Below are 20,828 nucleotides of genomic sequence, written 5' to 3'. Positions count from 1 at the left end.
ATGACGCCGGCGCGGCTACCTATGTTACAAACGGAGCTGGGGTTGTTTACGTATGCCGACTTAATTCAATATTTTCCTTTTCGCTACGAAGATCGAACGATTGTGCATTCAATTGCCGAAATCAGCGATCAAATGGAGCATGCGCAATTTATTGCGCGCATTCGGTATAAAGAAAAAATAGGCAATGGCGCACGTCAGCGGATTGTTGCCGAATGTTGTGACGCTTCCGGTTGCATCGAATTGGTTTGGTTTCAAGGAATTAAATGGTTAGAAAAATCATTGGTTTCTGGGCAAGATTACCTGTTTTATGGTAAGCCAACTAGTTTCAATGGGCAATTACAGATGACCCATCCGGAGATGGAGGTGTATAAAGGTGTTCAGCATGCTGAGAAAAACTTCCAGCCCATTTATCCTTTAACTGAGAAACTCCGGAAAAAATACATTGATAGTAAAGTGATTGCTGGCTTGCAGAAAAACCTGTTGAGCACGGCATTTCCCTATATCCGCGAAACGCTTCCGGCGGACATCATTCAGCAATTCAAACTTATTTCCAAGCAAGAGGCGCTTTACCACATTCATTTACCTCAATCTGAAAACTGGCTTCGTCAGGCACGCAGAAGGCTTAAATTCGAAGAATTATTTTACAACCAATTGCGGTTGATCAAGCAGAATTTGGTCAGAAAAGAAACATTTCCAGGTCAAGTTTTTGCTTCCGCAGCCTTACTCACCACCTTTTATCAGGAGCACATGCCTTTTGATTTGACGGAGGCACAGAAAAAAGTGATTCGTGAAATCTTTCAAGATATGCGGTCGGGGAAACAAATGAACCGACTACTCCAAGGGGACGTGGGATCAGGCAAAACGATTGTTGGCTTTATTTCCATGCTACTCGCCATCGATAATGGGGCGCAAGCGTGTATTATGGCGCCAACGGAGATTTTGGCAGACCAACATTACCAAGGGTTAAAGAAATTTGCCGATTTATTGGGCATTACCATTGCCAAATTAACTGGTTCTGTGAAGAAAAAAGATCGCGTTGGGATACATGAAGGACTTGAATCTGGGGATCTTAATATATTAGTGGGCACCCATGCCATCTTCGAAGATGTGGTTCAATTTAAAAATTTAGGCCTGTGTATTATTGACGAGCAACATCGTTTTGGGGTGGCCCAACGGGCGAAACTTTGGGACAAAAATAAGGTGACACACCCACACGTTTTGGTGATGACGGCGACACCTATTCCAAGGACTTTAGCCATGACGCTTTATGGCGATTTAGATGTGTCAATAATTGATGAGCTGCCGGTAGGTCGCAAACCGATTCAGACAACGCACCGTTTTGATTCCCATCGCTTGCAAGTGTTTGCATTTATTCAGAGTGAGTTGGATAAAGGCCGACAAGTCTACATCGTTTATCCGCTAATTGAGGAATCCGAAAAGATGGATTTCAAGGATTTGATGGATGGGTATGAAAGTATATCGCGGGCGTTTCCGGAGGTACCTTTGGGGATCTTGCATGGGAAGATGAAGCCGGCTGATAAGGATATTGAGATGGCGCGTTTTGTCAAACATGAGACAAAAATCATGGTAGCGACGACGGTTATTGAGGTGGGGGTCAATGTTCCCAATGCATCAATTATGATTATTGAGAGTGCGGAGAGATTCGGATTATCACAATTACATCAGTTGCGCGGGCGTGTGGGCCGAGGTGCGGATCAAAGTTATTGCATTTTAATGACCGGATATAAGCTAGGGGTGGACACCAAAAAACGCATCGAAACCATGGTGCGCACGAATAATGGATTTGAGATTGCGGAGGTTGATTTGCAGTTGCGTGGGCCAGGGGATATTTCAGGGACGCGTCAGAGTGGGGCGATAGATTTGATGATTGCGGATTTGGCGACGGATGGGGAAATTTTAAAGGTTGCCAGAGAAACGGCGATGGCGATTTTAGAAAGTGATCCACATCTCGCGTTGGACAAGCATGTAATGATTCGGGAGCAAGTAATGCATCAACGAAAAGAGACGACGAACTGGGCTCGAATCAGCTAATTCCCCCTTACCTTTGGCAAACCTTGGAGGATTGCCAAAGGTAGGTTAATTGAGGGTGGGGTCGTCCGGATAAGTTGATAAAATTCGATAATTACCACCTTTCTGATAAAGCACTAATCGCCACAAGGATTCGGGCGTTTCATCGAATACATAGTCTAGCGTTGCCGGCTCCAAAATCCAGGAATCTGACTTCACCTCGCGCTCGAGCTGTCCTGCCGACCACCCCGAATAGCCCACAAAAAACTTAATATCTTTAAATTCAATTTGCTGGTTGATGATCGCCTCAATTGCCTGTTCAAAATCACCGGCCCAAAACAACCCGGGTAAAATCTCCTGACCACCCGAAATAAGATCTGGCCTGCGGTGAATGAATTGCAAAATCGTTTGGTCGACGGGGCCGCCTGTATACAAGGGAATCTCCTCCATTACCTTCTCCTCGCGAATCGAATCCAAAATCGCATCTTGCGGATGATTCAAAACTAAGCCAAACGAATGCGAAGAGGTATGCTCACACAACAAAATCACCGCACGATGAAAAGCAGGCTCGTCCAAAAATGGTTCAGCCAGCAATAAAATCCCAGGCTTTAGATCCTCAAACGTATAATCCTTCGGCATAAAAATGTGTATGTTTGTTGGCAAATAAATTCAGCAGCATGACCGCATTCCTCTCTTTGGGTGGCAATCTAGGAAATACACGGGAAATTTTTGAACAGACATACCCTTTGATTGAAAAAAAAATTGGGCGCATACTGCAAAAATCGAGCTTGTATCAGACCGCCGCATGGGGAATAACGGATCAGGCCGACTTCCTTAATCAGGTAATTGAAATTGAAACCACACAAAACCCGGAAGAAATTTTAACGAATTTATTGGCTATAGAACTACATTTTGGTCGGGTAAGAGATATAAAATGGGGGCCGCGCAGCATTGACTTGGACCTGTTATTATTCGGGAATCAACAGGTAAATACACCGCATTTAACGCTTCCACATCCTCGGATACAAGACCGAAAATTTATCTTAATACCACTGGTTGAAATTGCCCCTAATACCCTGCATCCCATCTTAGGAAAATCAGTAAAGGAATTATTAGCACTCACCACAGACACCAGCACTGTGACGCTTATTCAGCATCTGTAAACTTTTGGGTTGGAAATTTCCAGCTTTGGCCTACTATTTTTTCATAGTAGCGCTCGTACATAGGAAGAATTTTTTCCAATGAAAAATCTTTCGCTCTTGCCAAAGCATTCGCTTTCATTTGCGTCAGTAAAACCTCATCGGTCAAGATCTTTAGCGTATTCGAAACCATATCATCGATGTCCCCAATCTCACTAACAAATCCAGTCACACCATGAATATTTACCTCAGAAATTCCACCGGCATTGGATGAAATAACCGGCACTTCACACGCCATCGCTTCCAAAGCCGCTAAGCCAAAACTTTCCTTTTCTGATGTTAAAAAAAACAGATCTGCCAATGACAAGGCTTCTTCAATCGTGTCTAATTTACCCAAGAATCGAACATCAGATGCAACACCCAATTCGCGGCATAATGCTTCCATGCCTGAACGCTCGGGGCCATCGCCCACCAATAATAATTTGGCTGGAACTTGCTTTTGAACTTTGGCAAAAACCTGAATAATATCTTGAATTCGTTTAACCTTCCGGAAATTCGACGTATGCATTAATAGCTTTTCGCCATTTGGGCAAATAGCCAATTTAAAATGCTCTTTAGGTTGCTTGTGAAAGCGCTTTAAATCAATAAAATTAGGGATAACCTCAATGGCACTCAAAATTTCAAACGATGAATACGTGTCATTACGTAAGCTTTCCGAAACCGCCGTGACGCCATCTGATTCATTAATCGAAAACGTAACCACGGGTTCAAAGGATGGATCGCGACCAACCAACGTAATATCGGTACCATGCAAGGTCGTAATTACGGGCACATGAATCCCTTTATATTTTAAAATTTGTTTCGCTAAATAAGCAGCCGATGCATGTGGAATCGCGTAATGGACATGAAGTAAATCCAATTGTTCATTTACTGTTACATCCACCATTTTTGAAGCCAAAGCAGACTCATAAGGCAGATATTCAAACAAGGGATAGGATGCCACAGAAACTTCGTGGTAGAAGATATTTTCGCTAAAAAAGTCAAGTCTAGGCGGTTGTGTATAGGTAATAAAATGTACCTCATGCCCTACCGCTGCGAGTGCTTTCCCTAACTCGGTCGCCACAACACCGCTGCCTCCATAGGTTGGATAACAAATGATTCCTATTTTCATAACTGAAGTCTCAAACGGAAACAAAACTAAGACAAATCCCGAAAGGTTCCTGAATATGCCTTAAATTTGCTAAAATAAATTTAGCCCCATTGAAAAATATTGTCATTTTTGCTTCCGGTTCCGGCTCTAACGCCGAAAAAATCATCGAACATTTCAAGGGTTCTAACGAAGTAAAAATCACCCATATTTTCTGTAATAATCCGGAAGCCGGAGTCTTGCAACGAGCAGAACGTCTTCAAATTCCTTGCAGTTTATTTACCCGCGAAGCATACAAAAACGGAACAGTTTTGCGAAAAATCCAGTCCTTACATACGGATTGGGTCATTTTAGCAGGTTTTTTATGGCTGATCCCTTCCGAATTTGTACAAGCATATCCACAAAAAATCATCAACCTACACCCGGCGCTCCTTCCAAAATTTGGCGGAAAAGGCATGTATGGCCATTTTGTTCATGAAGCGGTAGTCGCCGCAAGAGAAAAAGAATCCGGTATTACAATTCACTATGTAAATGAGCACTACGACGAGGGTGCAATCATCTTCCAGAGCTCTTTCCCCGTTTTACCGAGTGATACTCCGGAAGATGTTGCCAAAAAAGGTCAGGTGCTCGAACACCGTGATTTCCCTCAAGTGATTGAATCAATCATATTACCAGCCACCACCTAGCACACGATACAATTGGATCGCATGCGTCCATCGCTTTCGCGAGATTTCAAGTAAATCCAATTCAGCTCGCAAGGCATTTTGCTGGGCCGTTAACACCTCCAAATAACTTGTATTTGCGGTCAAAAATAAGGTTCCTACCGTATTAATTGCCCCTTTTGTGAGTAATACCTCCCGCTCCTTCAATTGATTTTGCCGCTGTAAATAGCCTAGCGATTTCACCTGCGTATCCCACTCCAAATAGCCATTTACCAATGCATTTTGATAGGCTAAATCCTTCGCCTTCCATTGCGCATCCGAGCGCAAAATATCCGCATTTATAGCAGACCGATTCAGCCAAGGCGTTGTAATGCCCCCCAATAACTGATAGGCCATAGACGCCGGCAACTGAAATAAATAGGCCGGTTGAAAACCTTGTACGCCTAATATCCCCGACAAAACAACAGATGGCTTCAGGGCTAATTTGGCACTTTCTTTAGACTCAAAAGCAGCCGATAAATTCAACTTCGCTTGGCGAATATCAGGACGCTTTTCCAATTGGTCAATCTTAACATTGGCAAATAATGTACTATCCAAAGCACATTGAAATGGATAAGGCGCGCGTTTTATATTACCCGTTGGCTTATTCAAATAATACCGAATCTGATTTTCCAACACCGTAATTTGTTGCAACACATCGCCCTCTTGCGCACGCGAATTCAGCCATTGTGCTTCCAATTGCTGCACTGCCGACTCATTCACTACTCCAGCTTCTTTCTGCACCTTGACCAATTCAAAAGCCTTTCGCTGAATCGCAATATTCGTTTTTAAAATGGATAATTCCTGATCTAAGGCCACCAACTGGCCATACGCTCCCGCCACTTCAGCCACCAAGGATGTAATCAACCATTGTTGGCCCGACTCCGTCGCCAAATAACGTAAGGCACTTGCCTTTTTACGTTTGGCAAGTTTCCCCCAAACATCCCATTCCCAACTTGACTGAACCCCCATCTGAAGGTCAGGTAAAATTTCCGGAATAATTTGATCCTTGGTGATGTTAGTCGAAAACTTCGTATCAAAATTACCTACGCCATCCATCGTATACTTACCAAAACGACGTAAGCTTGGTTGGACAATTCCCCCGACGGTTGGCATACGCAACCCGCGCTGATACACAAAATCTGCCCGAGACGCAGCCATTTCTAAAAACCCAATCTTGATATCGTTACTCCGAACCAAAACCGAATCAATTAATTCAACTAATAAACTATCGCGCTTCCAACAAGCCTGAACATCCGAAACAGAGCTTTCCTCATTAGGTTGGCGATACGTTTCTAAATCAGCATCCACTCGATTCTGAATGCTCAAGTTTGATTGGCAGGAAACGAATCCTAGGCCAAGCAATAAAATCCAAAATCTATTTTTCATTTTTTGACCATTTAGCCGAGAGTGTGGCGAAAACCACATACAATCCCGGGATTACCAATAAACCACCTACCGTTCCTAAAATCATCCCACCTGCGGATGCCGTTCCAATCGTCCGGTTTCCAATCGCACCTGCGCCAGAGGCCACCATCAGCGGAATCAATCCAGCCACAAAGGCAAAGGATGTCATCAAAATAGGGCGTAAACGGGAGAAAGCTCCCTCTTTTGCCGCTTCGATAATCGATGCGCCGTCCTTCTGTTTCGCAATCGCAAACTCGACAATCAAGATGGCGTTCTTACCTAATAAACCAATCAACATCACGAGCGCCACTTGCGCATAAATGTTATTTTGCAAGCCAAATAGATACAAGAAAGCATAGGTTCCCATCGCGCCCATCGGCAAGAAAAGTAGCACTGGGAATGGCAATAAGAAGGATTCATATTGCGCGGCCAATAAAAGATACACGAACAACAAACAGATCGCGAAAATGAAAATGGCTTGATTTCCAGCCAAATCCTCTTCGCGCGTCATACCTGACCATTCTAGCGTATACCCACGCGGAAGACTCTTCAAGGCCTGTGCTCGGATGATATCCAAAACCGCTCCCGAACTAAATCCAGGGGCAGGTTCGCCATTCACCATTGCCGATGTAAACATATTGTACCGGGTAAATTGCTCCGGTCCGTACACACGCTTCATCTTCACGAAAGAGGAATAAGGCACCATTTCGCCGTCTTTGTTTTTGGCATAAAACTTCAGCACATCATCCGGATGCGCGCGGTAACGCGGATCCACTTGTACCATCACTTTGTACATTTGGCCAAAACGGATGAAGTTAGTTGCATAGAAACTGCCCAACAACGTCTGCAGATTATCCATGGCTGGTAAGACGTTGACCCCTTTTTGTGCGGCGGCTTCTTGGTCTACTTCCAACATATACTGTGGAAAAGAGGGGTCAAAACTTGAGAAGGTATTTTGAATCTCAGGAACCTCATTTAATTTCTTAGCAAACTCATTTGCTACGGCCGCTAATTTTTGAAGATCTCCCGTACCACTTCGATCCTGAATTCTAAATTCAAAACCAGACGCATTTCCGAAACCCGGAACGGCCGGAGGCGGGAAAAACTGAATGCTGGCATCCTTAATTCCATTCGTCTTCGAACGTATGATTTCCGTTAATTCGTCTACGGTCTCTTTACGTTCTTCCCACGGTTTTAAGGTAATAATTCCCGTACCATACGAAGCCCCAGAACCATCAGTCAATAAACTAAATCCAGCAAGCGTTGAAAAGGATTCAATCGCATCTACCCCTTTAATCGACTTATAGACCTGATCCATCACACTTTCCGTACGCTCTAAGGTCGCTCCAGCCGGAGTCGTCGCATTTACATACAAGGTCCCTTGATCCTCCGAAGGAATAAATCCACTCGGAACGATACCAGATAAAACTACCGTTCCTGCAACAGAACCCAATAAAATCATCCACATGACTAGACGCTTGCTAATCAAAGCACCCACCCAAACCAAATACTTTTGAGCGATTTGATCATAGCGGTGATTGAAGGCATGAAAGAATTTACCCAACCAGGTAGTTTGATTATGCTCCGGTTTTTTCAACAACAACACGCAAAGTGCAGGAGTTAAAGTCAAGGCAGTCAAACCGGATAAGGCAATGGAAATCGCCATCGTTACCGAGAACTGTCGGAAGAATACCCCGATTGGCCCAGAAAGAAACGCCACCGGAACAAACACCGCACCCATCACCAACGTAATCGCTAAAATCGCTCCAGAAATCTCGTGCATCGCCTCTTGCGTGGCGGCAAGAACAGGCATGTCTTTTTCTTCCATTTTGGCATGGACCGCCTCCACAACGACAATCGCATTATCCACCACAATACCAATGGCTAATACCAGCGAGAATAAGGTCAATAAGTTGATGGAGAACCCGAAGCCCAACATAAACGTAAACGTACCAACCAGTGAAACTGGCACCGCAATGATGGGCACGAGCGTCGCTCGCCAATCTTGCAAGAAGATAAACACAACCAGAGCAACCAATAAAAAGGCCTCTAGCAACGTCTTAATTACCTCGTGAATCGACGCATCTAAGAAACGAGAAACGTCATAGGAAATCGTGAAACCCATTCCTGGAGGAAAAGTAGTCGTTTTCAATTCCGCCAAACGCTTTTTCACATTCTCAATCACCTCTGCCGCATTCGAACCTGGTCGTTGCTTTAATAATATCGCCGCGGACGGTCGGCCATTTTCTTTCGAAAGTACATCATAATCCAAAGATCCAAATTCCACATCAGCCAAATCCTTCAAACGCAATATTTGACCTGTTTCAGTTGCTTTAATCACCAAATTCTCATACTCCGCTACTTGGGTAAACTTTCCTGTATACCGCATGACGTATTGCAAAGCTTGTGGGTGCTTGCCAGAACTTTCTCCAATTTTACCTGGAGCGGCCTCCACGTTTTGATTCTTTAATGCTTGAATAACGTCCTCTGCTGATAATTTATAGGCAAACAAACGATCCGGATGCAGCCAAATACGCATCGCGTATTCTCGTTGGCCCATAATATCCGCAAAACCAACTCCATCAATCCGCTTTAACTCGGGAAGTACGTTGATATCCGCAAAATTGAAAATAAACTTCTCATCGATGTCTTTATCCTCACTCAAAAGGTTCACGTAGAGTAACATACTATTCACCTCTTTCTCGGTGATTACCCCGGCTTTGATTACTTCTTCAGGTAATTCATCGAGCACCGTCTGCACACGTGTTTGCACGTTTACGGCTGCCACATCAGGATCTGTACCTACTTGAAAGTAGACTTGAATAATACTGGTACCGTCGTTTCCAGAAACCGAAGTCATGTAAGTCATCCCAGCCACTCCATTAATGGCGCGTTCAAGTGGAGTCACCACAGCTTTCGCGCATACTTCGGCGTTTGCTCCCGTATACTTAGTGGTCACAGTTACAGCAGGCGGAACAATATCTGGAAACTGCGTAATGGGCAATTGCTGCATGGCAATCACCCCTAAAATCACGATAAAAATCGATACAACGATCGACAATACCGGTCGGGTAATGAATTGTTGGATCATGTTACAGCGCTTTATATTCGTTTAATAATTGACGCATCGGCTTGAAGGTCGACTTGATTTTTTGGCCTTGTTTCACAAGCTGAATTCCCTCAATTAGCACGGTATCTTTCGCTGAAAATCCGGATTTAACTAGGTAAAAATGTGGAATGCGCAAGTCTGGAATAATACTCTTCATCTTAACAATACCAGTAGCGTCTTTTACAAATACATAACTTTTCTCTTGAATCTCAAAAACAGATTTTTGGGGTATGGCCCAAAAACCAGCTACTTTTTTAGGTAGCTGAACTTTACCTGAAGCACCATGACGAAGTAACCTAGTTGGGTTTGCAAAGCGCGCACGAAAAGCAATATTTCCCGTATTCTTATCGAATTCACCTTCAATTGTTTCGACTAAACCCTTTTGTGGATAAATATCCCCATTGGCCAAGACCAAGGCGACGGATGCCGATTTATTCACGCCACCTTGATCACTAAATGCCAAGTACTCCTGTTCGGACACATTGAAATAGGCGAATACATTTTGATTATCAGACAAGGTCGTCAACAAGGTCCCCTCATCCACCAAACTTCCCCTTTTAAAGGGCAAACGATCCACGACGCCATCAAATGGCGCACGAATATTCGAATTTTCTACTTTTAATTCAGCGGCACGGACATGGGCACGCGCCTCTTCGCGCTTCGCCTCTAAGCCATCTACCTTCGCAAGCGATATAGCCAATTGGTTTTTCGAAATGACATTTTTATCCACGAGCAAACGGGTATTGACTAAAGTCAATTCCTCCGCTTTTAACTCGGCGGAAGCTTGACCAAGTGCCGCTTTTGCTTGCGCTAAATCAGTTACATATTCTTGACTATTTATCGTGAACATGATCTGACCTTTTTTAACTTGTTTTCCTTCGTCAACTAAAATTCGATCAAGGTAGCCTTTAACCCGCGCACGAATCTCAACATTTTGAACGGCGTTAATATCGGCCACAAACTCCTGCTGAATCGTTGTATCGATGGAAATAGGGGATGATACTTCCAGTGTTTGTATGTCAACAGCGTCTTCTTTTTTAGCTGTACATGCACTTAGAAGTAGTAATCCGAATAGGTATTTTTTCATTGCTACTTAGTTAGGCCTTCCTCCATGTTGCTTATAGGAAGGCGGTTGATTTTTCTTTTTCACCGTATCTACCCATTCCACATTGGATGATTTAGGCTGGTATTTAGGTGTTTGTGTTGAAGGCTTAATTTCTTTTTCTTCAACAGCACGTTGCAAATTTATTTTTTCAGTTAAAGTCCGGTTTATCTGATTTTTGTAGTTTTTGCCTTGGCCAAAGCCTACAATAGCTGTACAGATAAACACAGACGCAATTGCGAATGTTTTCATATCGATTTAATTTATCTGTGCGCGATGCACAGATGACAAGAAGATTTTATGATTTTGTTTCAAAAAAGCATGTGCAATTACGCCATGCGGGGAGGGGGAATAATTTGCTCAAGGAGCACGTTCAATTCAGACTCATTCCGTTCAGGGAATGAAGTCTTTTGCGGGTTAGGTATTTGCAATTGTGGTAATACATTAATTAATACGGCATGATTCATGCAGTCTTCCGGAGCCCCTTCTTCGACCGAATCTTCTAAAGCTAACTCTTGGGAAATAGCCGTTTCCCCTTTTTCACGAAAATCATCAATAGCTAATGAAAATCCATCTTTCATTAGTAGACAAAAAACAAATAAGAAATAAATAACAATTACTCGCATCCGCTTTTATTCGTTAACTTCTTCATAAGGCACATAATCGCCACCTACTTGATCCGATTTAGCCTTATTTTTCGGTGGAACATAATCCACATCGATCACCCCTTCTTTTCGTTGGGCCGCTTTCTGTTGATTACGTATATCAAACTCCGACTGCCTGCGATGCACCTGAGTAATTACATAGCCCTTGAAAACGAGTTTCAACAATGGCCAAATAATATAATACACCAAAAAAATCAGTCCAAGTACCTTTAACATAATTCAATTAACGGCTTAAATATAAATTTCGTTCCCCATACACTTTACGGAAGAAATCATCCTTCAAATCATCGATGAAGTAAATTGCCTCACCCGTCGATTTCATCTCAGGTCCTAGTTCCATATTTACATTTGGAAATTTACTGAACGAAAATACAGGAATTTTAATTGCAAAGCCTTTCTTCACTGGCTTAAAGTTGAAATCTTTCACTTTTTTATCCCCCAACATTACCTTCGTAGCATAATTCACATAAGGCTCTTGATAAGCCTTGCAAATAAATGGCACCGTACGCGAGGCGCGTGGATTCGCTTCGATGATGTATACCACCTCATCTTTCACTGCAAACTGAATATTCAACAAGCCTTTCGTCTTCAACGCGACCGCAATTTTGCGCGTGTGATCTTCAATCTGCTTCATCACATGTTCAGATAAATCAAATGGAGGCAAGACCGAATGCGAGTCTCCCGAGTGAATACCCGCTGGCTCAATATGCTCCATCATACCAATGATGTACACATCTTCCCCATCACAAATCGCATCCGCTTCCGCCTCAATCGCATTCTCTAAAAAGTGATCCAACAAGATTTTATTCCCCGGAATATCCCGTAAAATATCCACTACATGTTGTTCCAATTCTTGCTCGTTGATGACAATCTTCATCGACTGCCCACCCAAAACATACGAAGGACGAACTAATAAAGGATAACCCAATTGGCGACCTAAAGCCACCGCATTATCCGCATCTTCACATACCCCAAATTTTGGATATGGAATCCCCAAGTCTTTCAATAAACTTGAGAATGCTCCGCGATCCTCCGCTAAATCCAAGGCTTCATACGAAGTACCTAAAATCTTTATGCCATATTTTGAAAGTTTCTCTGCTAATTTCAAGGCCGTTTGACCCCCCAATTGCACGATAACTCCCTCCGGTTTTTCATGTTGAATAATGTCATACACGTGCTCCCAGAAAACCGGCTCAAAGTATAATTTATCCGCAATGTCAAAGTCGGTGGACACCGTCTCTGGATTCGAATTAATCATAATCGTCTCATAACCAGCCTCTTTGGCAGCAAGTACCCCATGGACGCAGGAGTAATCAAATTCAATTCCTTGTCCGATGCGGTTAGGCCCAGAACCTAATACCACGACTTTCTTCTTTTTTGTTACTTGGGACTCATTGTCCAATACATCGGTTCCTACTTGACCGAAAGTCGAGTAGTAATAAGGAGTCTTCGCCTCAAACTCGGCTGCACAGGTATCTACACATTTGTAAATACGCTTGATGCCCATCGCATTCCGTTTGTCATACACTTCAGACTCCAAACAACGAAGTGTATGGGCAATTTGGCGATCTGCAAAACCTTTGTGTTTCGCTTCTTCCAATAATTCTTTGGGAATATTTGAAAGGGTATATTTTTCTACCTCGCGCTCTACGCGAACTAAATCTTCAATCTGATTCAAAAACCATTTGTCGATTTTGGTGGCTTGTTGGATCGTCTTAAACGAAATCCCCAACTTAAACGCATCGTAAATATGGAACAATCGGTTCCAAGATGGATTTGCCAATGAGTGCATGATTGCATCTTGGTCACGCAATTCCTTGCCATCCGCTCCCATTCCATTACGCTTGATCTCTAAGGATTGACACGCCTTTTGTAGTGCCTCTTGGAAGTTGCGACCGATACCCATGGTTTCACCCACCGACTTCATTTGCAAACCGAGCGTGCGATCAGCACCTTTAAATTTATCGAAATTCCAGCGAGGTACTTTGACAATTACATAGTCCAAAGCAGGCTCAAAATAGGCGGAAGTAGTTCCGGTAATCGCATTGGTTAATTCATCTAAATTATATCCAATCGCCATTTTGGCAGCAATCTTCGCAATTGGGTAACCCGTTGCTTTCGAAGCTAATGCCGACGACCTTGAAACACGTGGATTAACCTCAATCGCGATAATCTCATCTGTTTCTGGGTTCAAAGAAAACTGTACGTTGCATCCACCCGAGAACTGACCAATGGCATTCATCATCTTAATGGCCATGTCGCGCATCCGCTGATAAATCGTATCCGGCAACGTCATTGCAGGAGCTACCGTGATTGAATCTCCCGTATGAATACCCATCGGATCGAAGTTTTCAATCGAACAAATAATAATTACGTTTCCTAAATTATCTCGTAAAAGCTCTAATTCATATTCCTTCCAACCCATGATGGATTGCTCAACTAACACCTCGTGGGTTGGCGAAGCATGCAAACCTTTATTCAGGGCCGCATCAAAATCCTTAGCCTCATGGACAAAACCACCCCCCGTTCCACCTAAGGTAAACGAAGGACGAATAACTAAAGGAAAACCCGTTTCCTGCGCAATTTCTTTTCCTTCCAGGAATGAACGAGCCGTACGACCCTTACAAACCCCCACCCCGATTTCGATCATCTTCAACCGGAATTTCTCGCGGTCTTCTGTTGTTTCAATCGCCGCAATGTCCACCCCAATTATACGCACACCATATTTTTCCCAAATCCCAGCCGCATCACAATCAATGGCTAAGTTCAATGCCGTTTGGCCTCCCATCGTAGGCAAAACCGCATCGATTTTATGATTTTCTAAGATGTGAATGATCGAGGCTTTCTCTAAAGGCTTTAAATACACATGATCCGCATTCATCGGATCCGTCATGATGGTAGCAGGATTTGAGTTAATCAAGATTACTTCAATGCCTTCTTCCCGTAAGGAGCGTGCGGCTTGAGAACCAGCATAATCAAATTCACAGGCTTGACCAATCACAATAGGACCAGAACCAATAATGAGGACAGATTTAATCGACGAATCTTTAGGCACAGGGTGTGTTAATTTTAAGGGTAATGAAAGGTTGTTTTTGACCACCTAAGGACTAGGCTCAAAAATTGTACAAAATTAGGGCTTTACCCCCGAAAAGGGAAGTGTTTTTGAAAATAAAATTAAGAGCCTTCGTTCCGACAAAAAATCCCTTATTTTTGACAATTAAAACCTAAAATCGTGCTAAAAATTTTAGTAGCCTTTGATGAAAATCGGGTAATTGGTAAAAATAATGCGTTGATTTGGCATTTGCCAGCTGACCTAAAACGCTTCAAGGCATTGACCACCGGCCATGTCATCATTATGGGTCGCAAAACCTTTGAATCCATCGGAAAACCATTACCCAATCGTACGACCATTGTGATCAGTCGGCAAACCAACCTGCAAATCGAAGGCGTAATCCTTGCTCATTCCGTAGAGGAGGCTATTTTGAAAGCAAAATCAATCACACGAGATGATATTTTTATCGTAGGAGGTGCTGAAATTTATACCTTAAGTTTGCCTTTGGTAGATCAAGTTTTAGTTACGCAATTGCACGATATTTTTGAAGGCGATGCTTTTTTCCCTGAAATTTCATCAGAAATGTGGGACCTTACAGAACAAGAGCGGGGCATCACCGACGATAAGAATACCTATCAATTTAGTTACGTTACCTACACGCGCAAATAATGCATCAAATCTTACTCAGCGAAACGCCCCTTTCAATCGACGCTAGCTACCAGTATTTACAGGATTCGGAAGCAGGTGGTATTTGCTTATTTGTAGGTACCATTCGTACTAAAAATCAAAATAAGGATGTTAAAAACTTGACCATGGAAGCCTACAATGCCATGGCCAAAAAACAAATGGAACGCATCGCCACGGAGGCTGCTGCACAATGGCCCATTCGCAAAATTACGGTCTCGCACCGAACGGGTAAATTGGAAATTGGCGACATCGCGGTGATCATCGGCGTTTGCTCCATCCACCGGGCAGAGGCTTTTAGGGCTTGCGAATGGCTGATTGATACCTTGAAAAAAGAAGTTCCTATTTGGAAGAATGAATTTTACACCGACGGCTCTGCATGGCTTGTGCCCCATCCTTGATCGACCATCAAGTTGCAACCACGGATTTCAGAATTATCAAATCGGCCTAAAACTTTAAAGCGAATACCATCTTCCTCCAACGAACCTAAATCGCGGGTTTCAATAAATGGACAGGAATCAATGTTGGCCAAATCGATAATTTGAATTCCCCCTACCCGACCAGCTTGTGTAACTTTCACAAATGGATCGGTCACCTCACGTAATTGCACGCGCATCGAAACGCCTGGCGTAAAAATTCCATCGGATGCCGCATATGCCTGCGAAAATAATTCAGTCATGCCATATTCAGATGCAATCTGCTGGAGGCCCGTCGCAGATTTCAAAAATTCATGGACACGATCACGAATCCACTCTTCCCGTCGGCCTTTCATGCCTCCCGTTTCCATGACTACAATCCGGCCTTGTGCAACTGCATCTTGCCAAAAAGCGAAATCTTGACCCGAATCGATCCAGTCCAACAAGCCAAAAGTTACACCCATCACCCATATTTTCCGATCCGTTAGTAACGCGGTCTTAATTTGGCTAACTAATTCCTCGTATTGATTCAGAAAAAATCCGGCAATCGGTGAGCCTGATTCTTTGATAAAATAATCCATCATAAAAACCAAGGAAGAGGTACTCCGTTCTAAGTAGGAGGGCAATAAAGCAAATATATGGTAGTCAGTTAGTGGACCATATTGTTGTTCAAAAATGCGTTTGGACTGCTGCTGGTAAAAACCAGGGTCGCAAACTGGATGTTTCGATGGAATTTGTCCTGTCGTACCGGAACTTTCAAAGTCAAATAAAACGGGTGCATATCCGGTCTGCACGCGGTAATTTTTAAATAATTCAATGGGTAGAAAAGGGATTTTGGCAAGTGTATTTACCGACTCCGCATCAATTTGAAGCAATTCGATGTACTGGCGGTACAAAGGGTTGTGCGTCCAAGTGAATTGAAACATATCTAAGGCAATCGCTTCGAAATCCGAATTTTGCATGTTCAGAACTTTTTTTTTCAGTTCTGAACGCCGTGATTCCCAAACGTATGACTCGGTAGGCATTGCTTTTTTTGAATAAGTAAACAAAATTAAACCAAATCATTAACTTTACGAACTATGTTTCAGATGGCCCGCATTTTATACTGGTTCTTTAGCTTTGTGATCTTTAGCTCTTGTTTACGAGAGCCTGAATGGTCGTCAACTCCCGTCATTAAATTTGAGAAGATCGAAAAAATCACGAAGGTTAGTAATGATGGTTTTGGAGGAAAAACGAAATTAGATTCAGTGATCATGTTCATTCGTTTTCAAGATGGCGATGGGGACCTCGGCGTTACCCAAGCAGAAGTAGTTGCCAGTCCAGCCAAATATAAAGATTTTAGAAATTTTGAGGTAGCTGTTATGCATAAAAAAAATGGCAAGTTCGACCTAATAACCTTTACGCCTCCATTAGGTGGACTCATGAATTTCAATTTCAATCCCGATCAAAAAACGGGCGCTATTGAAGGAAGTATTTCCTATTCCACTCAATTCGTATATGCTTTTTACAAGGGCTATTCTCCTCGATTCACCCCGAATAACGATACCCTCAAGTTTCAAATATTCATTCGCGATAACGCCAAAAACGTAAGTAATACGGTAGAAACAGACCCTATTGTGATTTTTCAAAATTAACTTCATCAAACACATGAAAATTAACGCCTACCTCATTGGGTTATTATTCCTATGTAGCCTGACACTTCAAGCCCAAAAAGAAATCACACTCGCGGACATTTGGAAAAATGGAACGTTCCAACAAAAAAGCATTCAGAACCTAAATTGGGCCGAGGATGGCCAGTCCTATTTGGAATTAAAAGGAGGTAAAATCTTAAAAACTAATATCCAAGATCCGACGAAATCAGAGGTACTCTTCGATGAAAAAGTGGCCAAAACAGCATCTGGGGAGGCTATTCGTGTGCAAAAATTCAGCCTATCTGCAGATGAGAAAAAGATTCTTATTGGAACAGCCTCAGAACCAATTTATCGGAGAAGTTCAACGGAAATAAATTATGTGTTTGACCGTGCTTCGCAAAGCTTAAAATTATTGGTCAATGCGGGTAAGCAAATGCATGCAAGCTTTTCGCCAGACGGAAAAAAGGTTGGTTTCGTTCGTGAAAATAATCTGTATTGGGTGGACTTAGCTACAGGAACTGAAAAGGCCGTAACGACAACAGGTAAAATAAATGCACTTATCCATGGCGTTTGCGATTGGGTATATGAAGAGGAATTTTCTTTCTCGAAAGCATTTGCGTGGTCGCCTGATAGTAAAAAGATTGCTTTTTACACCTTTGATGAAACGCAGGTCCCCGTGTATAACATGCAAATGTGGGGCGATTTGTATCCGAAAGATTACCGTTACAAATATCCAAAAGCGGGCGAAGCAAATTCGATTGTTAGTTTATCTATCGCAAACATTGAAAATAATCTTACCCAAAAAGTGGCTGTTGGGCCCATTAAAGACCAATACATTCCACGCATGAAGTGGACAAAAAGCTCCGATGTTTTGGCATTCATTCGCTTAAATCGCTTGCAAAATCACATGGAATTAATTCACCATCAACTTAGTCAGGCGAAAGAAACTATTGTTTACGAGGAAAAATCGGACACTTCAATCGAGATAGAATCCATTGGAAATGACATTACGTACTTGAATGATCAGAAAAATTTCATTTTTACTTCCGAAAAAAGTGGGTTTAAACATATTTACTTGCGAGAAATTGCGTCAGGGAAACAGCAGGCTATTACACAAGGTAATTGGGAGGTGGATGATTTTTATGGGTTTGACGAAAAGACAAAAACGCTTTATTTTAATTCAACAGAGCGGACGCCTATTGGTCGTGATGTGTATCAAATTCAGCTTAATGGATCTGGGAAAAAATTAATTGCAGGCACATCGGGGACGAATACAGCTACCTTTAGCCCAGACTTTTCTTATTATATATTGACACAAAGTTCGGCTAAAAGTCCATCAAAATTCACGCTGCATAATACCAAATCTGGGCTAATGCGTGTCCTAGAAGACAATGCTACCTTGGCCAGCCAAATTACTGAATATGGAATTTCGCCCAGGGAATTTTTTGAAATCCCGTTGGCAAACGGTGATCATCTGAATGGGTATGTGATTAAGCCTTCGAACTTTGATCCGAATAAAAAATATCCAGTTTTAATGCATGTGTATGGAGGACCGGGGAGTCAGCAGGTATTGGATACGTTTCCGGGTGCCGATTTCTATTGGTATCAAATGCTTTTGAAAAAAGGGTATTTAATTTATTGCGTTGATAATCGCGGGACGGGCGCACGCGGTGTTGCTTTCAAAAAAATCACCTATCAGAACTTGGGTAAAATTGAAGTAGAGGATCAAATTTTTGCGGCTAAATATTTGGGTGGATTGCCTTATATAGATGCTTCGCGGATAGGTATTTGGGGGTGGAGTTATGGCGGATTCATGTCGGCCAACTGCCTGATGCAGGGTTCATCGGTATTCAAGGCGGCCATTTCGGTGGCACCTGTAACAAATTGGCGATTTTATGATTCGATTTATACGGAGCGTTACCAGCGTACACCGCAGGAAAATCCGCGTGGGTATGATGATAATTCACCGGTGAATCACGTAGATAAGTTGAAAGGGAATTTATTACTTGTCCATGGCACTGGAGATGACAATGTCCATTTTCAAAATGCGGTTGCACTTGAAGATGCGTTGATACATGCAAACAAGCAATTTCAAAGCTTCTATTATCCAAACCGAAATCATGGGATTTATGGTGGAAATACCCGCTTACATTTATATCAAATGATGACCAACTTTTTAGAGAAGAATTTATAGTCGGCTCAGACGATCGTACATCTCAGCATTCAACCGGTAATTCAACATGCGCTGATCCTTTTCGTCTGTTTGAACATCGAGTACTTCCTTTCCTGGATAGATGAGGCTCAAAGCTTTGGTGAAATTATTGAAAAGAGTGGCTCGAAATTGCCGTTGTGATTCCGGTGAGCTTTTATGTTTACCAAAAAACGCGACAATCTGGTGTCCGGTTACATAACCTTGACGGTAATTTAAGAGCATAAAATCCATGAATTGTCTTTCATTATCTCCTAGTAAGACCTCTAATTGGTGTTTTTTGCGACGTTTACGAAGCGCTGAAATGGTGGACACTATAATGATAAAAATCAAAAACCCGGCAAAAATTAATCCTATTTTTGAGAATTCACTCGCCCATGTATCTTGCGTGATAACGCCTAGGTAATCACTATCTGCCAACAATTGGGATACCGCTATTTTAGAATAACCTGCAACGCGGTATGGGTAGGCAGTAGGGGCATTGGTAAAAACTAACGTATCGCCAACCAAGTGCGTAAGTTTCTCTAGACTCTCATCGGAATGGCCATCACTGATGTGAATGCGCTCCGGATTACGCCACCGGTAAGCCTTATAGCTATCCTGTGTATCAATGATGAGTACCGAATCGAAATTATTGGTTTGTTGGACTAAATCAACCATCACAAAATAACGCCCATTAAAGTGATAATTTCTAGCAAGTTCTTTAGTAAAAAATTCCTTAAACGTGGACATTTTGACTTCCCCTACCGTGACAAATTCTTTTTTATCGAAATTATATTCATAAATATTCCAATCGTAAATATAATTTGTTTTGAACTCCGTATCATTGGACTTAATGTTAGCGAACGTGATGAAGCGATCTTTTTTCGCTGAATATCCAGAAGGACTGAAGGAAATTGCTTTGGGAATATCGCCATTAGCTTGAATGCTTAACCATTCTCTTCCTTTAAAACTAAATTCGGTAATCACATTTGTCGACTGCCAAAAACCGTACCCTCCGAATGTGTACAGTTTCCCTTTTCGCATAAATTGAAAGGATCTACAGTTTGAACCCCGAAAAAATGTCCGGTCAATCCGTTTAATTTCCCATGTAGATTTATCGACGAGATATACTTGACCCGTGCAATGTATGGTTAAGTAAACCTGGTTTTTCGCATTGGGAACTTGGGATTCTGTCACGCCACGATCGGTCGATAAAAAATCTCCTGGAACAACATCAACATATTTTGCTTTGGCTACAAACTGCCAATTAACCCCATCATTGCACCGAAAAAATTGTTGTGTCGCATAGTCCAAACGAAAAAATTGCGATGAGTTTTGTTCGCGCCATTTTAAAAATTGACCCCTAGCAGACAGGCTACAGAAGCAAACAAATAAAAACACATAAAGCCGAATACGATTCAAATTTTAAAGTTTAGATTTCAAAAATGCACTTTTTTAAACTAAAATTTAAAAAAATCTTAGCGATTGGTCAAAAAATTATACCAAATTTTTGAACAAAAATGGCTATTTTTGGAACTTGTAAAATTCCGATAGAT

The 20,828-nt window shown here is 42.3% G+C and carries 18 protein-coding genes; 7 read left to right on the top strand and 11 right to left on the bottom strand.

Translation table 11 applies throughout. The features are described 5' to 3' along the window. Positions 1-2,052 carry an ATP-dependent DNA helicase RecG gene (recG, locus tag ACIQ6T_RS03400; RefSeq protein WP_395784242.1) on the top strand — a complete coding sequence of 684 codons (2,052 nt, stop codon included), beginning with the start codon at positions 1-3 and terminating at the stop codon, positions 2,050-2,052. A gap of 45 nt (positions 2,053-2,097) precedes the next feature. Here recG and ACIQ6T_RS03395 read toward each other — a convergent pair whose 3' ends face one another. After that, positions 2,098-2,667, bottom strand: a complete 570-nt coding sequence (locus ACIQ6T_RS03395; RefSeq protein WP_395784240.1) for a YqgE/AlgH family protein — start codon at positions 2,665-2,667, stop codon at positions 2,098-2,100. Positions 2,668-2,705: 38 nt separating this feature from the next. Between ACIQ6T_RS03395 and folK the strand changes: the two genes are divergently transcribed. Then, positions 2,706-3,191 carry a 2-amino-4-hydroxy-6-hydroxymethyldihydropteridine diphosphokinase gene (folK, locus tag ACIQ6T_RS03390; protein ID WP_395784238.1) on the top strand — a complete coding sequence of 162 codons (486 nt, stop codon included), beginning with the start codon at positions 2,706-2,708 and terminating at the stop codon, positions 3,189-3,191. Here folK and bshA read toward each other — a convergent pair. Then, positions 3,175-4,338 carry an N-acetyl-alpha-D-glucosaminyl L-malate synthase BshA gene (bshA, locus tag ACIQ6T_RS03385; RefSeq protein ID WP_395784236.1) on the bottom strand — a complete coding sequence of 388 codons (1,164 nt, stop codon included), beginning with the start codon at positions 4,336-4,338 and terminating at the stop codon, positions 3,175-3,177. The genes folK and bshA overlap by 17 nt on opposite strands. 89 nt (positions 4,339-4,427) lie before the next feature. On the opposite strand from bshA, the gene purN reads away from it, so the two are divergent. Beyond that, complete coding sequence (gene purN, locus ACIQ6T_RS03380; protein WP_395784234.1) at positions 4,428-5,000, top strand: phosphoribosylglycinamide formyltransferase; 573 nt, start codon at positions 4,428-4,430, stop codon at positions 4,998-5,000. Here the strand turns inward: purN and ACIQ6T_RS03375 are convergent. The 7 genes from ACIQ6T_RS03375 to carB form a co-directional block, all read right to left on the bottom strand. Then, positions 4,983-6,404 carry a TolC family protein gene (locus ACIQ6T_RS03375; RefSeq protein ID WP_395784232.1) on the bottom strand — a complete coding sequence of 474 codons (1,422 nt, stop codon included), beginning with the start codon at positions 6,402-6,404 and terminating at the stop codon, positions 4,983-4,985. The genes purN and ACIQ6T_RS03375 overlap by 18 nt on opposite strands. Then, the gene (locus ACIQ6T_RS03370) at positions 6,394-9,513 is read right to left on the bottom strand and encodes an efflux RND transporter permease subunit (RefSeq protein ID WP_395784230.1); all 3,120 of its coding nucleotides are present in this window, start codon (positions 9,511-9,513) and stop codon (positions 6,394-6,396) included. Before ACIQ6T_RS03370 ends, ACIQ6T_RS03375 begins: the two co-directional genes overlap by 11 nt. A gap of 1 nt (position 9,514) precedes the next feature. Continuing rightward, positions 9,515-10,618, bottom strand: a complete 1,104-nt coding sequence (locus ACIQ6T_RS03365; protein ID WP_395784228.1) for an efflux RND transporter periplasmic adaptor subunit — start codon at positions 10,616-10,618, stop codon at positions 9,515-9,517. A gap of 6 nt (positions 10,619-10,624) precedes the next feature. Continuing rightward, positions 10,625-10,885, bottom strand: coding sequence for a hypothetical protein (locus tag ACIQ6T_RS03360; RefSeq protein WP_395784226.1), 261 nt, complete (start codon positions 10,883-10,885; stop codon positions 10,625-10,627). Positions 10,886-10,962: 77 nt separating this feature from the next. After that, positions 10,963-11,214: a hypothetical protein gene (locus ACIQ6T_RS03355; RefSeq protein WP_395784224.1), complete on the bottom strand. Its 252-nt coding sequence runs from the start codon at positions 11,212-11,214 to the stop codon at positions 10,963-10,965. Positions 11,215-11,265: 51 nt separating this feature from the next. After that, entirely contained in the window at positions 11,266-11,514 is a 249-nt protein-coding gene (locus ACIQ6T_RS03350) for a hypothetical protein (protein ID WP_395784222.1), read from the bottom strand. Positions 11,515-11,521: 7 nt separating this feature from the next. Beyond that, positions 11,522-14,353 (bottom strand): carbamoyl-phosphate synthase large subunit, encoded by a 2,832-nt coding sequence (gene carB, locus ACIQ6T_RS03345; RefSeq protein WP_395784220.1) that lies wholly within the window; start codon positions 14,351-14,353, stop codon positions 11,522-11,524. A 177-nt stretch (positions 14,354-14,530) separates the two neighbouring features. Between carB and ACIQ6T_RS03340 the strand changes: the two genes are divergently transcribed. Further along, positions 14,531-15,019: a dihydrofolate reductase gene (locus tag ACIQ6T_RS03340; RefSeq protein ID WP_395784218.1), complete on the top strand. Its 489-nt coding sequence runs from the start codon at positions 14,531-14,533 to the stop codon at positions 15,017-15,019. After that, positions 15,019-15,435: a molybdenum cofactor biosynthesis protein MoaE gene (locus ACIQ6T_RS03335; RefSeq protein WP_395784216.1), complete on the top strand. Its 417-nt coding sequence runs from the start codon at positions 15,019-15,021 to the stop codon at positions 15,433-15,435. Before ACIQ6T_RS03340 ends, ACIQ6T_RS03335 begins: the two co-directional genes overlap by 1 nt. Here ACIQ6T_RS03335 and ACIQ6T_RS03330 read toward each other — a convergent pair. Next, positions 15,396-16,412 carry an acyl transferase gene (locus ACIQ6T_RS03330; RefSeq protein ID WP_395784214.1) on the bottom strand — a complete coding sequence of 339 codons (1,017 nt, stop codon included), beginning with the start codon at positions 16,410-16,412 and terminating at the stop codon, positions 15,396-15,398. The two genes, ACIQ6T_RS03335 and ACIQ6T_RS03330, sit on opposite strands and share 40 nt — an antisense overlap. A gap of 117 nt (positions 16,413-16,529) precedes the next feature. On the opposite strand from ACIQ6T_RS03330, the gene ACIQ6T_RS03325 reads away from it, so the two are divergent. Beyond that, the gene (locus tag ACIQ6T_RS03325) at positions 16,530-17,084 is read left to right on the top strand and encodes a hypothetical protein (RefSeq protein WP_395784212.1); all 555 of its coding nucleotides are present in this window, start codon (positions 16,530-16,532) and stop codon (positions 17,082-17,084) included. Positions 17,085-17,097: 13 nt separating this feature from the next. Beyond that, positions 17,098-19,275 carry a S9 family peptidase gene (locus tag ACIQ6T_RS03320; RefSeq protein WP_395784210.1) on the top strand — a complete coding sequence of 726 codons (2,178 nt, stop codon included), beginning with the start codon at positions 17,098-17,100 and terminating at the stop codon, positions 19,273-19,275. Here the strand turns inward: ACIQ6T_RS03320 and ACIQ6T_RS03315 are convergent. After that, on the bottom strand, positions 19,270-20,586 hold the full coding sequence (locus ACIQ6T_RS03315) for a hypothetical protein (protein WP_395784208.1): 1,317 nt from the start codon (positions 20,584-20,586) through the stop codon (positions 19,270-19,272). The two genes, ACIQ6T_RS03320 and ACIQ6T_RS03315, sit on opposite strands and share 6 nt — an antisense overlap. Between the last annotated feature and the right edge of the window lie 242 nt (positions 20,587-20,828).

Origin of the sequence: Aquirufa sp., assembly GCF_044377215.1 — a bacterium.
In the GTDB taxonomy this organism is placed as follows: Bacteria; Bacteroidota; Bacteroidia; order Cytophagales; family Spirosomataceae; genus Aquirufa.
The sequence above is the reverse complement of the archived record's forward strand: the minus strand, read 5'-3'. Positions and strand labels throughout refer to the sequence as shown.